General features: G+C 63.6%; 14 protein-coding genes. 8 read left to right on the top strand and 6 right to left on the bottom strand.

All coding sequences use genetic code 11. The annotated features are described in order from the left end of the window. Window positions 1-46: 46 nt before the first annotated feature. From KVP70_RS30760 to KVP70_RS30745, 5 genes are all read left to right on the top strand, one after another. Window positions 47-1,024: a hypothetical protein gene (locus tag KVP70_RS30760; protein WP_217946191.1), complete on the top strand. Its 978-nt coding sequence runs from the start codon at window positions 47-49 to the stop codon at window positions 1,022-1,024. Between the two features lie 67 nt (window positions 1,025-1,091). Then, on the top strand, window positions 1,092-1,367 hold the full coding sequence (locus KVP70_RS35230) for a Pr6Pr family membrane protein (protein ID WP_332844201.1): 276 nt from the start codon (window positions 1,092-1,094) through the stop codon (window positions 1,365-1,367). 3 nt (window positions 1,368-1,370) lie between these two features. Further along, window positions 1,371-1,526: a hypothetical protein gene (locus KVP70_RS34520; protein WP_229225205.1), complete on the top strand. Its 156-nt coding sequence runs from the start codon at window positions 1,371-1,373 to the stop codon at window positions 1,524-1,526. A 451-nt stretch (window positions 1,527-1,977) separates the two neighbouring features. Continuing rightward, window positions 1,978-2,307: a BrnT family toxin gene (locus KVP70_RS30750; protein WP_217946190.1), complete on the top strand. Its 330-nt coding sequence runs from the start codon at window positions 1,978-1,980 to the stop codon at window positions 2,305-2,307. 39 nt (window positions 2,308-2,346) lie between these two features. After that, a complete protein-coding gene (locus KVP70_RS30745; RefSeq protein ID WP_217946189.1) occupies window positions 2,347-2,712 on the top strand; it encodes a hypothetical protein in 366 nt (121 codons plus the stop codon). Window positions 2,713-2,842: 130 nt separating this feature from the next. On the opposite strand, the gene KVP70_RS35225 is transcribed toward KVP70_RS30745, so the two are convergent. From KVP70_RS35225 to KVP70_RS30715, 6 genes are all read right to left on the bottom strand, one after another. Then, entirely contained in the window at window positions 2,843-4,597 is a 1,755-nt protein-coding gene (locus tag KVP70_RS35225; protein ID WP_217946188.1) for a sensor histidine kinase, read from the bottom strand. 18 nt (window positions 4,598-4,615) lie between these two features. After that, window positions 4,616-5,347 carry a substrate-binding periplasmic protein gene (locus tag KVP70_RS30735; protein WP_217946187.1) on the bottom strand — a complete coding sequence of 244 codons (732 nt, stop codon included), beginning with the start codon at window positions 5,345-5,347 and terminating at the stop codon, window positions 4,616-4,618. 142 nt (window positions 5,348-5,489) lie between these two features. Continuing rightward, a complete protein-coding gene (locus KVP70_RS30730) occupies window positions 5,490-6,872 on the bottom strand; it encodes a DUF1501 domain-containing protein (protein WP_217946186.1) in 1,383 nt (460 codons plus the stop codon). Window positions 6,873-6,882: 10 nt separating this feature from the next. Beyond that, window positions 6,883-8,802: a DUF1800 domain-containing protein gene (locus tag KVP70_RS30725; RefSeq protein ID WP_217946185.1), complete on the bottom strand. Its 1,920-nt coding sequence runs from the start codon at window positions 8,800-8,802 to the stop codon at window positions 6,883-6,885. Window positions 8,803-8,969: 167 nt separating this feature from the next. Beyond that, a complete protein-coding gene (locus KVP70_RS30720; RefSeq protein WP_217946184.1) occupies window positions 8,970-10,256 on the bottom strand; it encodes a S1C family serine protease in 1,287 nt (428 codons plus the stop codon). A 227-nt stretch (window positions 10,257-10,483) separates the two neighbouring features. Next, window positions 10,484-11,179 carry a UPF0149 family protein gene (locus KVP70_RS30715; protein ID WP_217946183.1) on the bottom strand — a complete coding sequence of 232 codons (696 nt, stop codon included), beginning with the start codon at window positions 11,177-11,179 and terminating at the stop codon, window positions 10,484-10,486. Window positions 11,180-11,242: 63 nt separating this feature from the next. On the opposite strand from KVP70_RS30715, the gene KVP70_RS30710 reads away from it, so the two are divergent. The 3 genes from KVP70_RS30710 (at window position 11,243) to KVP70_RS30700 (ending at window position 15,595) form a co-directional block, all read left to right on the top strand. Beyond that, window positions 11,243-12,331 (top strand): serine/threonine protein kinase, encoded by a 1,089-nt coding sequence (locus KVP70_RS30710; protein WP_217946182.1) that lies wholly within the window; start codon window positions 11,243-11,245, stop codon window positions 12,329-12,331. A gap of 105 nt (window positions 12,332-12,436) precedes the next feature. Further along, window positions 12,437-13,159: a hypothetical protein gene (locus tag KVP70_RS30705; RefSeq protein ID WP_217946181.1), complete on the top strand. Its 723-nt coding sequence runs from the start codon at window positions 12,437-12,439 to the stop codon at window positions 13,157-13,159. Between the two features lie 135 nt (window positions 13,160-13,294). Next, on the top strand, window positions 13,295-15,595 hold the full coding sequence (locus tag KVP70_RS30700) for a coiled-coil domain-containing protein (RefSeq protein ID WP_229225204.1): 2,301 nt from the start codon (window positions 13,295-13,297) through the stop codon (window positions 15,593-15,595). Window positions 15,596-15,730: the final 135 nt, after the last annotated feature.

Here is a 15,730-nt window from a genome sequence, read left to right as displayed (position 1 = left end):
ACAATTCTGCAAATGTTAAAATAGCAACCTCTTTGCAGGAATTCTCATGTCTGATCTGATCGAACCCGGCATCACCGAAGCAACTCCCGTGCTTACCCCTCCGCCGCCCAAGCGCCGCAAGTGGGGCCGCTACGTGCTGTACACGCTGGCGGTGCTGGGTGTGCTGATGATCGCGCTGCTGGTGGCGGCAGTCATCAAGGCCAATTCGGAGCCGCAGCTGATCAAGATCGACGAGGCGGCGTCCATCGACGAGGCGATGACGCGCACCTACGGCAAGTACTCGGCGGAGAAAAAGGGCTGGGTGTATGTGGACGAGTCCAACGAGCCCTTCTTGGTGCGGGTGATCCAGCAGGCGCGGATTGAGGCGGTGGGCGCGAGCGACGAGCTGTTCTTCGCCGCCAGCGGTGTGTCGCTGAAAGGCAATGGCCGGAATTTCTACGGTGTGTTCCAGATCCGTCCCGACACCAAACCCGGCGGCGGACTGGTCGAGATCAGCTCGGCGTTCCGTTACGAGAGCGATGTGCCGGTGACGCCCGAAAAGGTGCGCTTTGAAGCGCTGTCCGAGCGCACCTGGGGCTGGGTGCTGAAGGTCCAGACCGGCACCCGTCCGGTCTCCGAGCAGGTCATGGTCAGCAATGTGATGCTGGCGCCGCATGGCGAGGAGATCGCCTTGCTGGCCCGATTCAAGGCCTCGGTCGATGCCGAGCCGGGCGATTGCGCCCAGGCCAATGCCGACCACGAGACCTGGCGCAAGGCGGTGGAAGCGATGGGCGGCCAGGAGCAGGCCAGCACCGAGCCGGCAGCGCAAGAAGCCGAGACGATGGACGATACCGAACCGATGCGCTGCGAGCACAGCCGCTGGACCTACCGCACCGCCGACGTCGTCGGCCCGCAACCGGGGCCGCTGACGGTCAGCGTCAAAGGCACGCAATACGGCGCGCCGTTGGAGGCGAAGACGTGGAAACTGATGTTCGACAGCAAAGCCTTCGTCTACAACATCCCCGAAGAATTGACGGTTGAATAAATGATCCAATAACGACAGAGCCCAGCCCCCGCGATCGTATCGCATCGCCTCTGATTGCCGCGATAGCGTGGTTTGGCTTGGTTCTGCAACTGTGGCTGTATCTGCGCGGCGGCAAGTCGCTGGCCGACAGCCTGGTGCAGTACTGTACTTTGGCTTCTTTACGATCACGAGCAATCTCTTCGTCGCGCTGGTGTTGACGCTGCCGTTGGCGGTCGGCGGCACGCGGGCGGGACGCTGGTTTGCCTCCGACTCGACGCTGAGCTGCGCCACGACGGCCATCGTGTTTGTCTGCATCGCCTCCCATTTCCTGCTGCGCCATGTGTGGAATCCCCAAGGCGGGTAGTGGGTGGCCGACATCACGCTGCACTGTGCCGTGCCGCTGACGCTGTTCGCGTACTGGATCTTGCACGCGCCGCGCCAGCAAGCCGCCACGCTGACGCCATTGGCCTGGAGCGTCGATCCGACGGTCTACTTGCCTACGTCTTACTGCGCGGCGAGTTGATCGGCATGTACCCCTACCATTTCATCGACGCTAGTGGACCATGCAGAACGCGGTCGGCCTGCTGGTCCTGTTCGTCGGGTTGGGAAGCGTGGTCAAAGGAATCGCCCGGCTGCGTAGTCCGGCTGGCGCCAACTGACGCAGGATGGGGATGTCGCTTTGCTGCTCGGTTAAAGGTTGAGGTTGACACCGATTTTGGCAATCAGACTCAAACCAATTCCGAGTGAGAAACACGGCGCAAAGCGGTGGAAGCTATGAGTGACAAATCAGGAGATTAGTCTTTGGTTGCGGTTCGCCCACGGACAAATGATGGCAATTGTGCGCCGTCAAAGTATGGGATAGCATAGTGTATATACAATGATGATTTGAAGGGAGCAGATTTCGCCTCCATTTTGTTGTTAAATGCAAATCATTTCAGTATTTTTTGTAAAAAATAGCCATATTTGTTGATTGCATGAAATTTTCGACGTATATTTTGTATATACAGGGGGAGAATGTGATCTCAATTATCATCTCAGCGACTATCAGCACTAAGCTACAGCACAAGCATGGAGTCACTCGCGAAGAAATATCTGAGTGCTTTGATAATCGGTGTGGAGTATTGCTGACCGACGAACGCGAAGATCACAAACGTAATCCCCCAACGTTGTGGTTTGTCGCGGAGACGCGCAAGGGGCGATTGCTAAAAGTTGTTTTTCAAATGCGTGACGGTAACTGTCACATCATCACTGCATACGAAGCGAATAAAGACGAAATTCGCATCTATGAAACTAAGGGTAAGTAACGGAAGTATAGTAGTTATGAAAGCACACAGGAGAGTATCATGAGCATCCCAAAAATCGAAGGTACGCCTGAGGCATGGGAAGACGGCGAGCTGGGTCGTGACGAGGCGCACGCAAAAGCTGCCTCAAAAGAAACGGAACAACAACTTGATGATGGCCTTGGATTGCAGATGATTTCCATACGTCTGCAAAAGGAACTGATCGAGGACTATAAGAAGATTGCAGAGTTCCATGGCTTAGGTTATCAGCCATTGATGCGCGATGCACTTAAGCGTTTCGCCGAAGCTGAATTTAAGAAAATCGCCATTGAGTATGCAAACTTGAAGGCATCGAAGGCGGCCGAAAAAAATAGTGACCCTGATTCGCCAGATGGAAGGCCCGGTGGGCATGGGCGGTTGGCGGCATAGGATCAGTATAGAACCCGCTGCAAAGCGGGTTTTTTTTCTAGCTAGGCCACAGCGATTGATACACCAGATAGTTCTTGGCGGTGGAGAGAGCTAGGTATTGCAACCATGATGGCGTTGGGTCCACCAAGGATCAGGTTTCTACAGCAGCAGGCAGTTCGTCGTGGCGCGGGGCCGCCAGCGGCAGGTGCAGCGCGAAGGTGGTGCCGCCGCCGACTTGGCTGGCGGCGCGGATTTTCCCGCCCAGCAGGCCGGTCACGATGTTGTGGCTGATGTTGAGCCCCAGCCCCGAACAGCCCGCGCCCAGCTTGGTGGTGAAGAAGGGATCGTAGATGCGGCCCAGGTGCTCCGGCGCGATGCCTACACCGTCGTCGCCGACGCGCAGTTCCAGCCAGCCATCCTCGGCCGCGCTGGCGGCGATCGTGATGGTGCCCTTGCTGCGTCCCGCAAAGCCATGCACGATGGCGTTGTTGATCAGGTTGATCAGCACCTGGCCGATCGGCCCCGGATAGCTGTCCATGATGAGGTCGTCCGGGATGGACTGCTCGATGACGTAGGCGGTCTTGTTTATCGTCGGCCGCAGCGCCTTGATATTTTCCGCGACCACGGCCGACAGGTAGAAGCGGCGTCGCTGCGAGCTGGTCTGGTCGACCGCCACCTGCTTGAAGCTGGTCACCAGGTCGGCCGAGCGGGCGATATTGCGCACCACCAGCTCGGTGATCTGGGTCATCTCGCTGATGTAGGTTTCGGTGGTGCTGCGGGTCAGGCCGGTGCTGTAGTTGCTGGCGAACTGGCGCGTTTTGTCGGCCAGCACCGTGGCCGCCAGCAGGCCGTTGCCGATCGGCGTATTCAACTCATGCGCGACGCCCGCCACCAGCGAGCCCAAGGCCGCCAGCTTTTCGCTGTTGACCAATTCCTCCTGCGCGATCCGCAAGGTGTCGATGGCCCGGGCCAAATCCTTGTTGGCCGTTACCAGGTCGGCCGTGCGTTCGGCCACGCGCCGTTCCAGCGATTCGTTGAGCTGGCGCGTGGCGGTCTGCTCCACTTGCAGCTGGCGGTACAGCTGTTCATTCTCCGCCACCGAGGCCTTGATGTTGGCGATCATTTCGTTGAGCTTGTTGGTCAGCAGATGCAGCTCGTGGTGGCCGCGGTCGTTCAGCACGAACACGCGGTCGCCCAGGTTGTCGATGTTCAGTTGGCCGACGAACTCGCTCAACTGGCGCAGCGGCTGGCCCAGGTAGCGCCGCACCACGAACAGGAAGATGAACCACAGCGCGCAAGTCTTGATGACCGAGTTGACCAGGATGAGGATGAAGCCGTACTCGACCTGCTTGACGATGATGCGCTGGTTCGAATACACGGTCCAGGTGCCGATCACGCGCTCCTGGCTGTTCTCGTCGTTGTAGACGATGGGGAAGTCCTGGCTGAAGATTTCCGCGAACAAGCCGTCGCTGGCCGGCTCCGGTTTCAGATGGCCGTCGGCCTCGGCGTGTACCTTGACGCCCTGATCGAGCACGGTGCCGACTGCGCGCACCAGCTTGCCGTGGTCGTCGGCCACCTTGATGCCGGCCACCACCGGCAGTTCGCTCATGCCGCTCAGGATGCCGCGCAGGATGTCGTCGTTGAAGCGCCACATGGCGTCGGCGATGCCGGGGCCGAAGGTTTGCTGCATCGCGCGGATCTCCAGCACCACGCGTTCCTTGGTGTGCTTGTACTCGGCCGCCAGCTGCACCAGCGTGACCACCACGGTCACGATGAAGTAGCAGCAGAAAATAATCCGCAGCAGGCGCGCGGCGATGGAGTCGCCGGACAGCAGCGGTGCCGCGGGCGGACCGCCATCCCTACCCGAAGGCGACTGTAGACCGAGCTTGGCTGGTACCGCTTGCACGTGGCCTCCGTTGGCGACTTAAAACCAGATGGCCTCAATCGCCTTGTAGCGGCCATTGTCCCGAATGATCGTGTAACCGCGGTTGAAATGAGCGAGATATTTGGCGCCGTCCGGCCCCGCTTTGCTGAAGGCGATGAACAGGCCGGGCGTGGCGACCGTGCCCACCAGCTTGAACTTGCCGCCGAATTCCGCCGCCTCCTTGATGAACAGGGCTTTCGCGATGCGTTCTTCGGCCGCCATGTACTGGATGCGCTTGGCCAGCAGCATCCGGAATCCCTGCACGTTCTTGTCGACGATGCGGCGCACGATTTTGGTGTTCAGGTCGAACTCGTCGCCGTATTCATAGCCACGTTCGACGCCCACGGTCTTGCCTTCCAGATGGCGGGCGGTCAAGCCGTTTTCCGGCGAGTCGCTCAGCGCGTAGACGTTCATGTGGGTGGTGAACAGCGGGTGTTTGTGCCACAGGAAGCTGCCGCCTATCATGGCGTTGGGCACGGCGTCGAAGCAGCCGACCAGGCGGCCGCGCTTGGTGTCGTCCAGGCAGCGGGCGTAGGGCAGCACTTCGAAGTTGACGGTGACGCCGACGGCGGCAAAGGCCTCGCGGATCACGTCGACCGCGAAGCCGCGCGCGCTGCGCTCCACCGCCGACGAATACGGCGCCCAGTCGTCTTCCGCGCCCAGGGTGATGGTGTCGGCCGAGGCCGAGCCCAGGCGGCAGGCCAGGACGAGGCAGCAAAGCAGGTATTTCATACATCCCTCCGGCCGGCGCGCGTCGACGACATGCAACTCCCTGATTAATAGCACCAATTCACTATAGCAGGGTTGTTTTGCTGACGGGAACGAAGTTTTTGCGGCGGACAGGAATGTTAAAAATACGCGACAAATGATGGCGTCAGCTCAGCATGAATCCCAGGTCGGCCTGCGGGAAGCTTGCCAGTTCGTTCTTGAAGACCTGGTTCTGCAGCATGTCGGCATCGGCGCCGAACCAGCGGCCCAGCGTGGCGCCATATTGCTGGTTGGAGAACTGCGGTATCCAGGCGCCGCGTCCGGTGGCGTCGTCCTTGCCGCCCAGCGTGAAGTCGGGGAACTGGCCGTACAGGCCGCCCTTGACCGCCGCGCCGACTACCAGGTGATGATTGCCCCATGCGTGATCGGTGCCGCCGCTGTTGGGCTGCAGGGTGCGGCCGAATTCGGACATCGTGAAGCTGGTCACCTGCTGGGCGGCGTGGATCTCCGCCAGCGCCAGCTGGAACGCGGCCAGCGCCTGCGATACCTGGCGCAGCATGTCGAACTGCTGGTAGGCCTGGCCGCCGTGGGTGTCGAAGCCGCCCTGCGAAACGAAGTACACCTGCCGTCCCGGTCCCTGCTGCGAGCGGATGCGGATCAGCTGCGCGACCGTCTTCAACTGCTGGCCCAGCGAGGTTCCGGGGAACACGGTGGACAAGGGCGCGCCGGCGTTGGCGTTCTTCAGGTCGGCCACAAGGTCCATGCCGTTCAGCAGCGCCTTGTTGGCGGCGCCGGCGATCAGGTTGGGGTTCTGCGCCGACAGGATTTGCACCAGCGCCGCGCGCCGCGCGTCGGCTTCTTTCTGCGGCCAGAAATTCATGCCGGCGAGATCGAGCTGTCCGTTGCCCGGCAACAGATTGCCGTGCGTGGTGGCGCCCTCGACAAACAAGCCGCCGGCGCCGACCGCGATCGCGTCCAGATGGCCGCCGGTGCCGAGCACATCGAGCAGACGTCCGCCCCAGCCGGTGGCGGCGGAGGAGGGCGTGCCGGCCTGGTTCTGGATGGTCTGGTCGGGATGCGAGAACAGTTGCGACGGCACGCCGGCGCCGGCCAGGTATTGCGCCTTGCTCAGCGGCTGGCGCAAGTTGCCGACGTTGAGGATGGCGGCCACCTGGCCTTGTCCGTACAGCGCGTCCAGCTCCGGCATGCCGTAGTGGAAGCCGAACGCCTGCGTCACCGGATTCGCGGTCGCCTGCACAGTGGCACTGCGCGCGGCCAGCAGCGTGTTGGCCGCGCTCGACAAGGCCAGGCCGTGGCTGGCGCGGATGGCGTTGTATTGCGCGTAGCGGGTGCCGTCGAGCGGCACGATCATATTGTTGCCGTCGTTACCGCCGAACATGTAGAGGCAGACCAGCGCCTTGTAGTCGGTGACGGCGGCGCTGGCCGGCGTGGCCACGCCGGTCAGGCCCAGGGCGGAGAGCGCGCCCATCAAGCCGGTCTGCGCGCTGGCGCCGAGGAAACTGCGGCGGGAGGGTGAGTGCTGGTTCATGGTCGTGTCCTTATTGTGCAACGGCGAATTCGGCGCTGATGGCGGCCAGGTAGAGCGCGGTGATGGCGCGCTGGCGCGGGTCGGAGGAGGCGTTCACGGCCGTGCCTATCGCCTGCCGCGCGGTGGCCGACATGCGTCCCGCCAGCAAGGTGGCGTCGACCAGGTTGATCAAGGTGGTGGCGTTGCCGGCCACGCTGACAAACGGCGTGATGTCGACGTTGACCATGCCCTTGTATGCGCCGGAGATGAACTTGTACAGGAAGTTGGCGCGCGCCACGGCCAGGCTGGGCGCGTACAGCTGGAACTCGGGGCCGTAGAATTGCGGCGAGCCGGGCAGGCGCGTCATCGGCGAGTAGAAGTTGAACACGCTCGGCGCGGCGGTGATCTTCTGGCCCAGCAGGAAGTAGTCCCAGAACAGATTGGTCGGATCGGTGACGCTCGCGCCCAAGGTGCGGAACAGGCCGATCGATTGCAGCATCGGGTCCTTCAGGTGGCCTTGCGTGGCGCCAGGCTGGTCCTGGCGCGCTTCGGGATCGGTCAGCACGGCCGTCAGCGTCGCTTGCAGGTCGCCGCGTCCGGCCGCGCCGTAGGCGAACACGTCGGCCACGCGGGTGATGTAGGCCGGGCTGGGGTTGCTGGTGACGAAGGCGCGTATCAGCCGCGTGGCGATGAAGGGCGGCAGGTTGGGGTGCTGGAACAGGTTCTGCATCACGCCGTCCATGTCCTGCACGGCGCTCTGGCCGGCAGGCAGCACGGCGCCCAGCAGCAGCGTCTTGCTGCCCTTGTCGTGGAACTTGTCGCGCGGTTGCAGCGGGCCGGTGAAGCTTTCCCAGTTGATGCCGGTGGCGCTGCTGCCCGCATAGGTCCAGCCGCTCAGGGCGCGCGCGAAGTCGCTGATGCGGGCCTGGTCGTAGGTGGCGATGGGATCGCCGTTGCGGTCGGTCTGCACGCTGCCGTCCTGGTTCAGCAGGACCGGGCCCAGCGTGAACAACTGCATCACTTCGCGCGCGTAGTTTTCGTTCGGCGACGGCGCGATGCTGTTGCCGAGGTCGAGGTATTTGCCCATCGCGGGATTGAGCGTCATCTCGCGCAGCAGCGTGTTGAAGTTGCCGAAGGCGTTGTTGGAGATGGTGCTCAGCCAGGGCTGGATTTCATTGGCGTAGGGGTTCTTGTCGGCCGAGACGACGAACAGTTGCGACAGCGCGAAGATCATGCGTTGGCGCAGCTGGTCCGGGCCGGACGCCATGTTTCTGTACCAAGTGTTTTGCAGCAGCTTCATGTCGGTGGTGACGGGGATGGCGCTGGCCGGCATCGCGAATTGCTGCTTGAGCCAGGCGGCCTGGCCGTTGGCCTTGATCGCGGCCACGTCGGCAGGCGCGGCGCCGAAGGTGGCTTGCTCAAGCAGGCGCACGGCGCTGATCCTGGCGGCGTCCGGCGCGGGTTGCTGGCCGATCGGCGGCGGGACTGGCGCGGGTGCCGGCGTTGGCGTTGGCGTCGGTGTTGGCGCAGGCGCAGGCGTGGGCGTTGGGTGCGGCGTTGGTTCAGGTGTGGGCTTTGGGGTTGGCGTCGGCGTGGCCGCCTTCTTCAAGGTCAGCGTGGTGCTGGCCGACAGGTTGGCGCCCAGCTTGGCATCCTTGGTGGTGGTGCCGGTGATCGTGATGGTGACATTCGACGGCAGCACGGACGGCGCGATGTACTCGCCGTTCTGCGAATTGAGCTTGCCGTAGGTGGCATTGCCGCCTGGGATGCCGTTGACGGTGAAATTCATGTAGACGCCCTGGCCATCGACCCGGCCGAGGAACCAGACCTTGCTGCCCAGTGCGACAGGCCCCTTGGCGGTGCTCTCCACCGTGGCGGTGGCGGCCCATACCGAGCCGCTCAGGCTCAGCAGGCAGGCCACCGGCCAGATACGTGTTGGTAAAAATGACATCGACTTCTCCCATTGTTTTTTCAAGCGACGGGAGTCAACTGGCAACATCCGTGCCAGTCGCTAAGTGTTTGATTTGGGCCGAGGGCCGACAAAATTTGCCAGCGATGGACAAAAATTGTCAGGCGGGCGCTGACAATTTTCGGCAGGCGGATAACTTAAGTTAAGCGCTACTTCAGATCCAGGCCCAGGGTAGTCAATACGTCGCCAATCGGGATGAAGAAATTCATGCCCGCCATCGTCCTGGCGTCGGTCAGATGCGACACGGAGATGCCGATCACGCGGCCGCCGGCATCGAGCAGCGGACCGCCGCTGCTGCCGGACAGGATGCTGACGTCGCTCTGCAGCATACGCTGCTTGCCCAGGACCCGGTAGCCGCTCAGTATGCCGCGCGTCAGCGAGGTGTTGAAAGTGTCGCCCAAGGGCGAACCGATCACATACACTTCTTCGCCGATGTTGGGTTCGTCTTCGCGGATCGACAGCGCGGGCACGCCCACCGGTTCGGTCTTGATCAGCGCGACATCGCGCGCCACATCCGAGCGCAACACTTCGCCGATCAATTCGCGTCCGGTCGGCAGCTTGATCTTGACCATCTTGTCCGCGCCGACGACATGCCGGTTGGTCAGCAGATAGCCGTCGCTGCTGATGAAGAATCCACTGCCGGTCGAGGTCGCGGTGACCACCGTGGGGACGGAAGAGCGCAGCGGCGTGACCCGCTTGGTCAGCGGCTCGGCCGCCGGCTTGATGCGGTTGAGCGTCAGCCGTTCCGGGGTGGCCGGCTTCGGCGCCGCTTCCGCCGGCGTGCTCGGTCGCGTCACCGCGTTATAAAAACCCTGTTCGGCCAGGAAGTTTTTGGCTGCCTGCTCGTAGGCCCGCAGGAAAATCTGGTCGACCGGAATGTCCTCCGCCGCGGCGGTCTGGAAGCTGCCCTCGGTGAGGGCTTCGAACACCACCTTCTTGACTTCGGGCGAATAGACCTGCCAAAACACCTTCATGTAGACGCCGCCGATGCCGCCGTGGTCCTTCAGGCACAGGTTGGCCGAGACATCCTTGAGCAAGGCGCCGATCTGCAATTCCGGCATGGCCTTGGGCCGCTCCTTTTCGGTCGGCGTATCGAAAATGGTGTCGACCGAAATCGGCGTCGGATAATGCGCCTTCTCCAGCACGCCGTGGAGCGAGGCGGCGAGCTTGCGGCTGAACAGTTTGTACGCCTTCTCGTTCCAGATGATGTCGCTGCTGTTGCCGCAACGCCAGCCATCCTGCAAGGTGCCGATTTTTGCATTCGGCGTTTCGAAAGTGGTCTTGGCCGTTTTCAGGTACGACACCCGACCCGGCGTGCCCGGTTGAAACTCAATGACCAGCTTGTCACTGACCTGCTTGACCGGGGCCGGATCGGACCAGGCCAGACCGGATGCCGTCAACAGGAGTGACAGGACCAGGGCGTTCAAATTTTTCATCGTATCGTTCCGTATCCCAGGCTAAGCGCCATGATTTTAATAAAAATCTAATAATATTAATATCTTAAGGGGAACCATGTCGCGAAGCAATGAAGTACGCCTGCCGTAGAGGCGGCGCTCCAATTTCCGTGGCTGGCGTGGGAGGCAGGTAAGCCGGGATGATGCGGGGTCGGACAGCGTGGCGGCCGGCGGCAGTTGCCGGCATGCGCCACGCGTGGGGAGGGGTATTACTCTGCCGTATCAGCGCCGTGGCACTTCTTGTACTTCTTGCCGCTGCCGCAAGGGCAGTCGTCGTTGCGGCCGACCTTGGGCTCGTCGCGCACCAGGGTGGTCACGGCCGGCTTGCGGCGTGGTACCCAGAACTTGTAGATGGCCGGCAGGTTGGCTTCCAGTTCCTGGCCCAGCTTGTGCGCCTTGACCGGATCTTCCACCAGCGGCAGTTCCTCTTCCTCGATCTCGTCGGCGCCCAGCAGGTAGATCGGCTTCATCAGTTCCTGGATGTCCGATTCCCAGATCTCGTCCCACGAACCCGGACGCAGCTCCATGCCTTCCCAGAAGCCCCAGCACCAGGCTTCGGCGTCGATCAGGGTCTGGCCTTCGTGCTCGTGTTCGACGAACAGCGGCTCGAACTCCTTCGGCGCCACTTCGAACGTCACCAGCACTTCGTTCATGAAGCGCATGATCAGGTTGAGGATGCGTTCCTCTTCCTTGTCGTTCTTGAATTTCGGGACGTCGGTGTCTTCCTGGCCCCACACCCGCTTCAGCCACTCCACCGGCATGATGGGTTCCGGGCCGATGGCGATGGCGGTCAGATAGCCGTGCAGCATATCCATCGTCATGGCATCTTCAGGGCTGCGGTCGGACAACAGGAAGTTGTCTAATTCGTCGAATTCTTTTTCGCTCAGTGGCTGGTCGAGTTGCATGGCTTGCTCTTTTTATTGGATTGAAGCCGACAGTATACACGCCGCGCCCCGTACAATGCGGGGATGAACCAAGATCATTTCGACGACGAAGCAGAAGACGCCCGCGCCGCGGCCCTGGCCGCCAGCATGGCCGACCCGCTCACCGGGGCGGCCGACAGCCAGCAGGAACAGGCGCCGCATCCTTATTCGGCGCTCAATCCCGAATGCGTGCTCGACGCGCTCGACAGCATCGGCCTGCGCGGCGACGGCCGCCTGCTGGGACTGAACAGTTATGAAAACCGGGTCTACCAGGTCGGCATCGAGGACGACAAGCCGCTGGTGGTGAAATTCTATCGTCCCGGCCGCTGGAGCGACGCGGCCATCCTGGAGGAACACGCTTTCACCGATGAACTGGCCGCGCGCGAGATCCCGGTGGTGCCGGCGTTGGCGCTGGGCCCGGACCGCGCCACGCTGCATCACTTCAACGGCTTCCGCTTTGCCGTGTTCACCCGCCATGGCGGCCGCGCGCCCGAGCTGAGCGATCCGTCGGTGCTGGAGTGGACCGGGCGTTTCATCGCCCGCATCCACGCCGTTGGCGCGATCAAGCCGTATTTGCAGCGGCCGGCGATCGATATCGCCACCTTCGGCGTCGAGCCTTGCGAGTTCCTGCAGGGCAGCCAGTTCATTCCGGCCGATTTGCGGGCGGCCTACGCCAGCGTCGCGGCGCAGGCGCTGGACGGCGTGCGCCGCAGCTACGAGCGCGCCGGCGAGCTGCCGCAGCTGCGCCTGCACGGCGATTGCCACGGCGGCAATGTCCTGTGGACCGACGCCGGCCCGCACTTCGTCGACTTCGACGACAGCCGCATGGGTCCGGCGATCCAGGATTTGTGGATGATGCTGTCCGGCGAGCGCACCGACCAGGTGCGCCAGATGTGCGACATCCTGGCCGGCTACGAGGACTTCTGCGAGTTCGATCCGCGCCAGCTGCATCTGGTCGAAGCGCTGCGTACCTTGCGGCTGATCCATTACTCTGCCTGGCTGGCGCGGCGCTGGGACGATCCGGCCTTCCCGGTGGCTTTCCCGTGGTTTAACACCCAGCGCTACTGGCAGGACCGCATCCTGGAGCTGAAGGAGCAGATCTCGCTGATGGACGAGCCGCCGCTGCCGATCTAGCGACGGGGCGGCCGTATCGGAGCGCTGCCCGATTTCAGGCTGGTGTAAAATTGGCAAGGTTGATGTGATACTCATCGTGAGCATCCGACCTTCCAAAGGAAAACCATGCTGAAACGTAGTCTGTCATTCGCCCTGTTGCTGTCCTTGACGGCCGCCGCCCACGCGCAGAAATCGCCCGCCGTGATGGAAACCCTGGGTATCAAAATCGGCGATACGCCGGCGCAAATCGACAAAGTGCTCACCGGACTGGGCTACAAGCTGGTCGGCAAGGAGGACTATGTGGCGCGGCTCGGCATGCCGGCCCGGCCGCAGAGGCGCGAGTACCAATATCTGGTGCTGAGGCCTGGCGCGCTGCCGAATGAGAAGGGCTACGTCAAGGTCGGTTTTGGACAGAAGACGAGCACGGTGGAGGCCATCGCGCGCCGCGAGCGGTTCGACCAGCCGGTATCGCGCGCTGAAATGGAAAAGGCCCTGATCGCTAAATACGGGCCGGTCACCAAACACGGTGGCCAGCTGGGGCCGCTTGAATGGATGTCCCTGGAGTCGAATCGCTACAAGCCCAATGACAGCCCGGATGTTTGCAAGGTGGCTGTGGCCGGCAATGTCAATTACAACGGTTTCGCCAAAAGCTATGAGATGTGCCGTCAGACGGTGGCCGTCATGCTGACGGAGTTTAAGAACCAGGGCGCGGAGTTCCAGGAGATTCAGGTCAGCATGGTGGACTTCGTTGCGCATAGCCGCGAAGCCGCAGCGCTGGAGGCGCTGGTCGAGAAAGATCGCCAGGACGAGATGGAAAAACGCCGGCAGGCCCCGGTGCCCAAGATCTAGGATCTGCCGAATTGGCGGGTATTTCCCGCTCTGCTTGCGGTTCGGCCCGCCTGCTCCTTGCATGATAATGAGAACTCAGAAGTCCCGGTTGGTGCCGGGACATATCGTCTAGCGAGAATCCTCATGCAAGCACAAATGGCCAAACAAGACAGCGCACAAGATGGCGCCGCACGGCTCCCCATGATGTCGCTGCAAGACCCGGACGAAGCCACCCACACGCCGCGCGCCGCGATGGAAATGAAGGCGATCCAGGAAGCGATCGCCCGCGTCGAAGCCGACGCCAAGGCCGCCTGCGCCGCCGAGAACCGCGCCCACGCCGAAGCCCGCGCCCGCTCGCTGGCCGAAGACCGCGCCGCGATGGACGCCGCCGCCGCCGCCGTCGCGCTGCAAAATGCGCAAGCGTCGGAAGAGGCGATCGCCGCCAACCGCGAGCGCCTCGAATCGCTGCGCGCCGCCGCCCAGGCCAGCGTGGCCCGCCTGGACGCCGTCAAGCAAGAGACCGCCGAACTGCGCGCCCGGGTCGAAGCCGACACCCAGATCCGCGTGGCCGCCGAACAGCGCGCCAAGGCCGAGAACGAAAGCCGCAAGCGCGCCCATGAACAGATCGCCGCCGAATCCGAGCTGGCCGAGCAAGCCTCGCGCGCCGCCGAGGAACTGGCGGCCCAAACCGAACAAGCCCGTCTGCAGGCGGTGGAGCGCGTGGCCGCCGTGCAGGCCGCCAAGGAAGAAGTGGTCGGCATCGCCTCCGCCGACGCCCGCGTGGCGACCATGGCGCGCGAACGCGAGCGCCACGCCTACGCCGCCCGCCAGACCGCACAGATGCTGGTGCAGGCCGAAGCCGAAGCGCTGGACCTGACCGTGCAGCGCGAACGCGCCGACCAGATCGCGCTCGAATCGGCCTTCAACCGCGCCGCCGCCGAAGTGCGCGCGCTGGAAGAGGCCCGCGCGCTGGCGCACCTGGAGCAGGAGCGCGAGCAGATCGCGCTGGCCAAGGCCGAATCCGAGCGCAGCGCCGCGCAGTCGCTGCATCTGCGCCTGCAAACCGAAAAAGAAATCCGCGACGCCGCGCTCCAGCGCGAGCGCCTTGAGATGGTGGCCGCCGCCAGCGCCCAGGCGCGCCGCGACGCCGACGCCAGCATCCTGGCCGCGACCGAAGCGCGCATCGAAGTGGACAGCCAGCTGCGCGCCGTGGCGCTGGCCCGCGTGCAGGCCGAGCAGGAAGCCGAACTGAAAACCCACGCCAAGGTCGAAGCCGAGACGCTGGCGCTGGCGCAAGCCAAGCTGCGCCAGGCCGCCGATGAAGCCGCCGCCGAAGCCGCCCGCGGCGGCAGCCTGGAACAACAGCGCGCCGCCGGGCTGGCCGAAGAACGCGCCGCCCTGTCGCGCGCCGCCGCCGAGCTGGCCGCCAGCCAGAACGCCGCCGAACAGCAGGAGATCGCCACGCTGGCGCTGCACGTCGAGGCGCAGAACCAGGCCAACGCTGTCGCCACGCAAAAGGCCGAACAGGCGCTGGCGCTGCTGCAAGCCGAGCAGGCCCGCGCCGCCGCCGAGCAGCAAGCGATCGCCGCGCTGAAGGAAAAGCTCGATGCCGAGCAGGACGCCAGCGACGCCGCGCAACACCGTATCGCCGCCGAGCGCGCGCAAACCGAGGCCTATCGCCAGCAGCAGCAAGCCGAGCAGCGCCTGGCCGCCGCCGCCGAAAAAGAAGCCGACGCCGCACGCCAGATGGCCGCGCAGGTGTCGCTGGAAGCCGAACAGAAAGCCATCGCCGGGCAGGCGTTGGCGGCGCAGGCCCGCCTGGCGGTCGAGCTGGGCGTGGTGCATGCCGAGCGCGCCCGCGTCGAGCAGGAGAAGGCCGCCACCGCCGAAGCGCTGTTGCTGGCCGAGCGTGAATTCATCGAAACCGAACGTCAATCGCTGGCGCTGATCGACCAGAAGCTGACCCAGCAACGCCTGACCACCGCCTCGGAAATCCGCGCATCGAAAGCGATCGCCGGTCGCCTGGAAGCGGAACGCAATGTGGCCACCTGCGCACGTCAGCGCGCCGACGCCGAGCAGGCCGAAGCCGACGCCATGCAGCAGCGCGAGCTGGCCGAACAAGCCACCGTGCAAGCGGCGGCCGACAAGGCCGCGGCACAACGGGCGCTGTTGGCAACCGCCCAGGCGCACGCCGCGATGCAGCGCAAGGTGGCCGACACCACCGCCGCGATGACCGCCGCCAAACAGCAATTGCTGGAACTGGAAACCCGTCGTCACGCCGCCGCGCAAAAAGCGCTGGCGGCGGTGCAGGCCAAGGTGGCGGTGGCCGCCGGCGCATGCAAGCAAGCGGAAGAGGGCGCAGTGGTCGCCACCCTGGACGCCGCCCGCGCCCGCAAGGAAGCGGCCCGCCTGTCTCCATCAGCCGAAGCCGGCAAAGCCGTCTGGCGCGCCCGCTAAAACCGCCGGGGGTCAAGTCTGACATTCGGACACGAGCTCGACCGTAGCAGGTCGCTACGGCCAAACGCCGGATTGATTTTGAGGTGTCGTGTGATGCCAAACAGTTGCCTTGTCCTGCCTGTGGCGTAAACGGCC

The sequence above is a fragment of the Duganella violaceipulchra genome, from assembly GCF_019166075.1.
Taxonomy (GTDB): domain Bacteria; phylum Pseudomonadota; class Gammaproteobacteria; order Burkholderiales; family Burkholderiaceae_D; genus Rugamonas; species Rugamonas violaceipulchra.
Note: the sequence above shows the minus strand (reverse complement) of the source record. Positions and strands in the feature narration are given on the sequence as shown.

What these genes read in the sequence shown, in the direction of transcription:
- KVP70_RS30760 (WP_217946191.1), top strand. Translation starts at nt 47, where the DNA reads ATGTCTGATCTGATCGAACCCGGCATCACCGAAGCAACTCCCGTGCTT.
- KVP70_RS30745 (WP_217946189.1), top strand. Translation starts at nt 2,347, where the DNA reads ATGAGCATCCCAAAAATCGAAGGTACGCCTGAGGCATGGGAAGACGGC.
- KVP70_RS30720 (WP_217946184.1), bottom strand. Translation starts at nt 10,256, where the DNA reads ATGAAAAATTTGAACGCCCTGGTCCTGTCACTCCTGTTGACGGCATCC.
- KVP70_RS30735 (WP_217946187.1), bottom strand. Translation starts at nt 5,347, where the DNA reads ATGAAATACCTGCTTTGCTGCCTCGTCCTGGCCTGCCGCCTGGGCTCG.
- KVP70_RS30710 (WP_217946182.1), top strand. Translation starts at nt 11,243, where the DNA reads ATGAACCAAGATCATTTCGACGACGAAGCAGAAGACGCCCGCGCCGCG.
- KVP70_RS30730 (WP_217946186.1), bottom strand. Translation starts at nt 6,872, where the DNA reads ATGAACCAGCACTCACCCTCCCGCCGCAGTTTCCTCGGCGCCAGCGCG.
- KVP70_RS30705 (WP_217946181.1), top strand. Translation starts at nt 12,437, where the DNA reads ATGCTGAAACGTAGTCTGTCATTCGCCCTGTTGCTGTCCTTGACGGCC.
- KVP70_RS30715 (WP_217946183.1), bottom strand. Translation starts at nt 11,179, where the DNA reads ATGCAACTCGACCAGCCACTGAGCGAAAAAGAATTCGACGAATTAGAC.
- KVP70_RS30700 (WP_229225204.1), top strand. Translation starts at nt 13,295, where the DNA reads ATGGCCAAACAAGACAGCGCACAAGATGGCGCCGCACGGCTCCCCATG.
- KVP70_RS30750 (WP_217946190.1), top strand. Translation starts at nt 1,978, where the DNA reads ATGAAATTTTCGACGTATATTTTGTATATACAGGGGGAGAATGTGATC.
- KVP70_RS30725 (WP_217946185.1), bottom strand. Translation starts at nt 8,802, where the DNA reads ATGTCATTTTTACCAACACGTATCTGGCCGGTGGCCTGCCTGCTGAGC.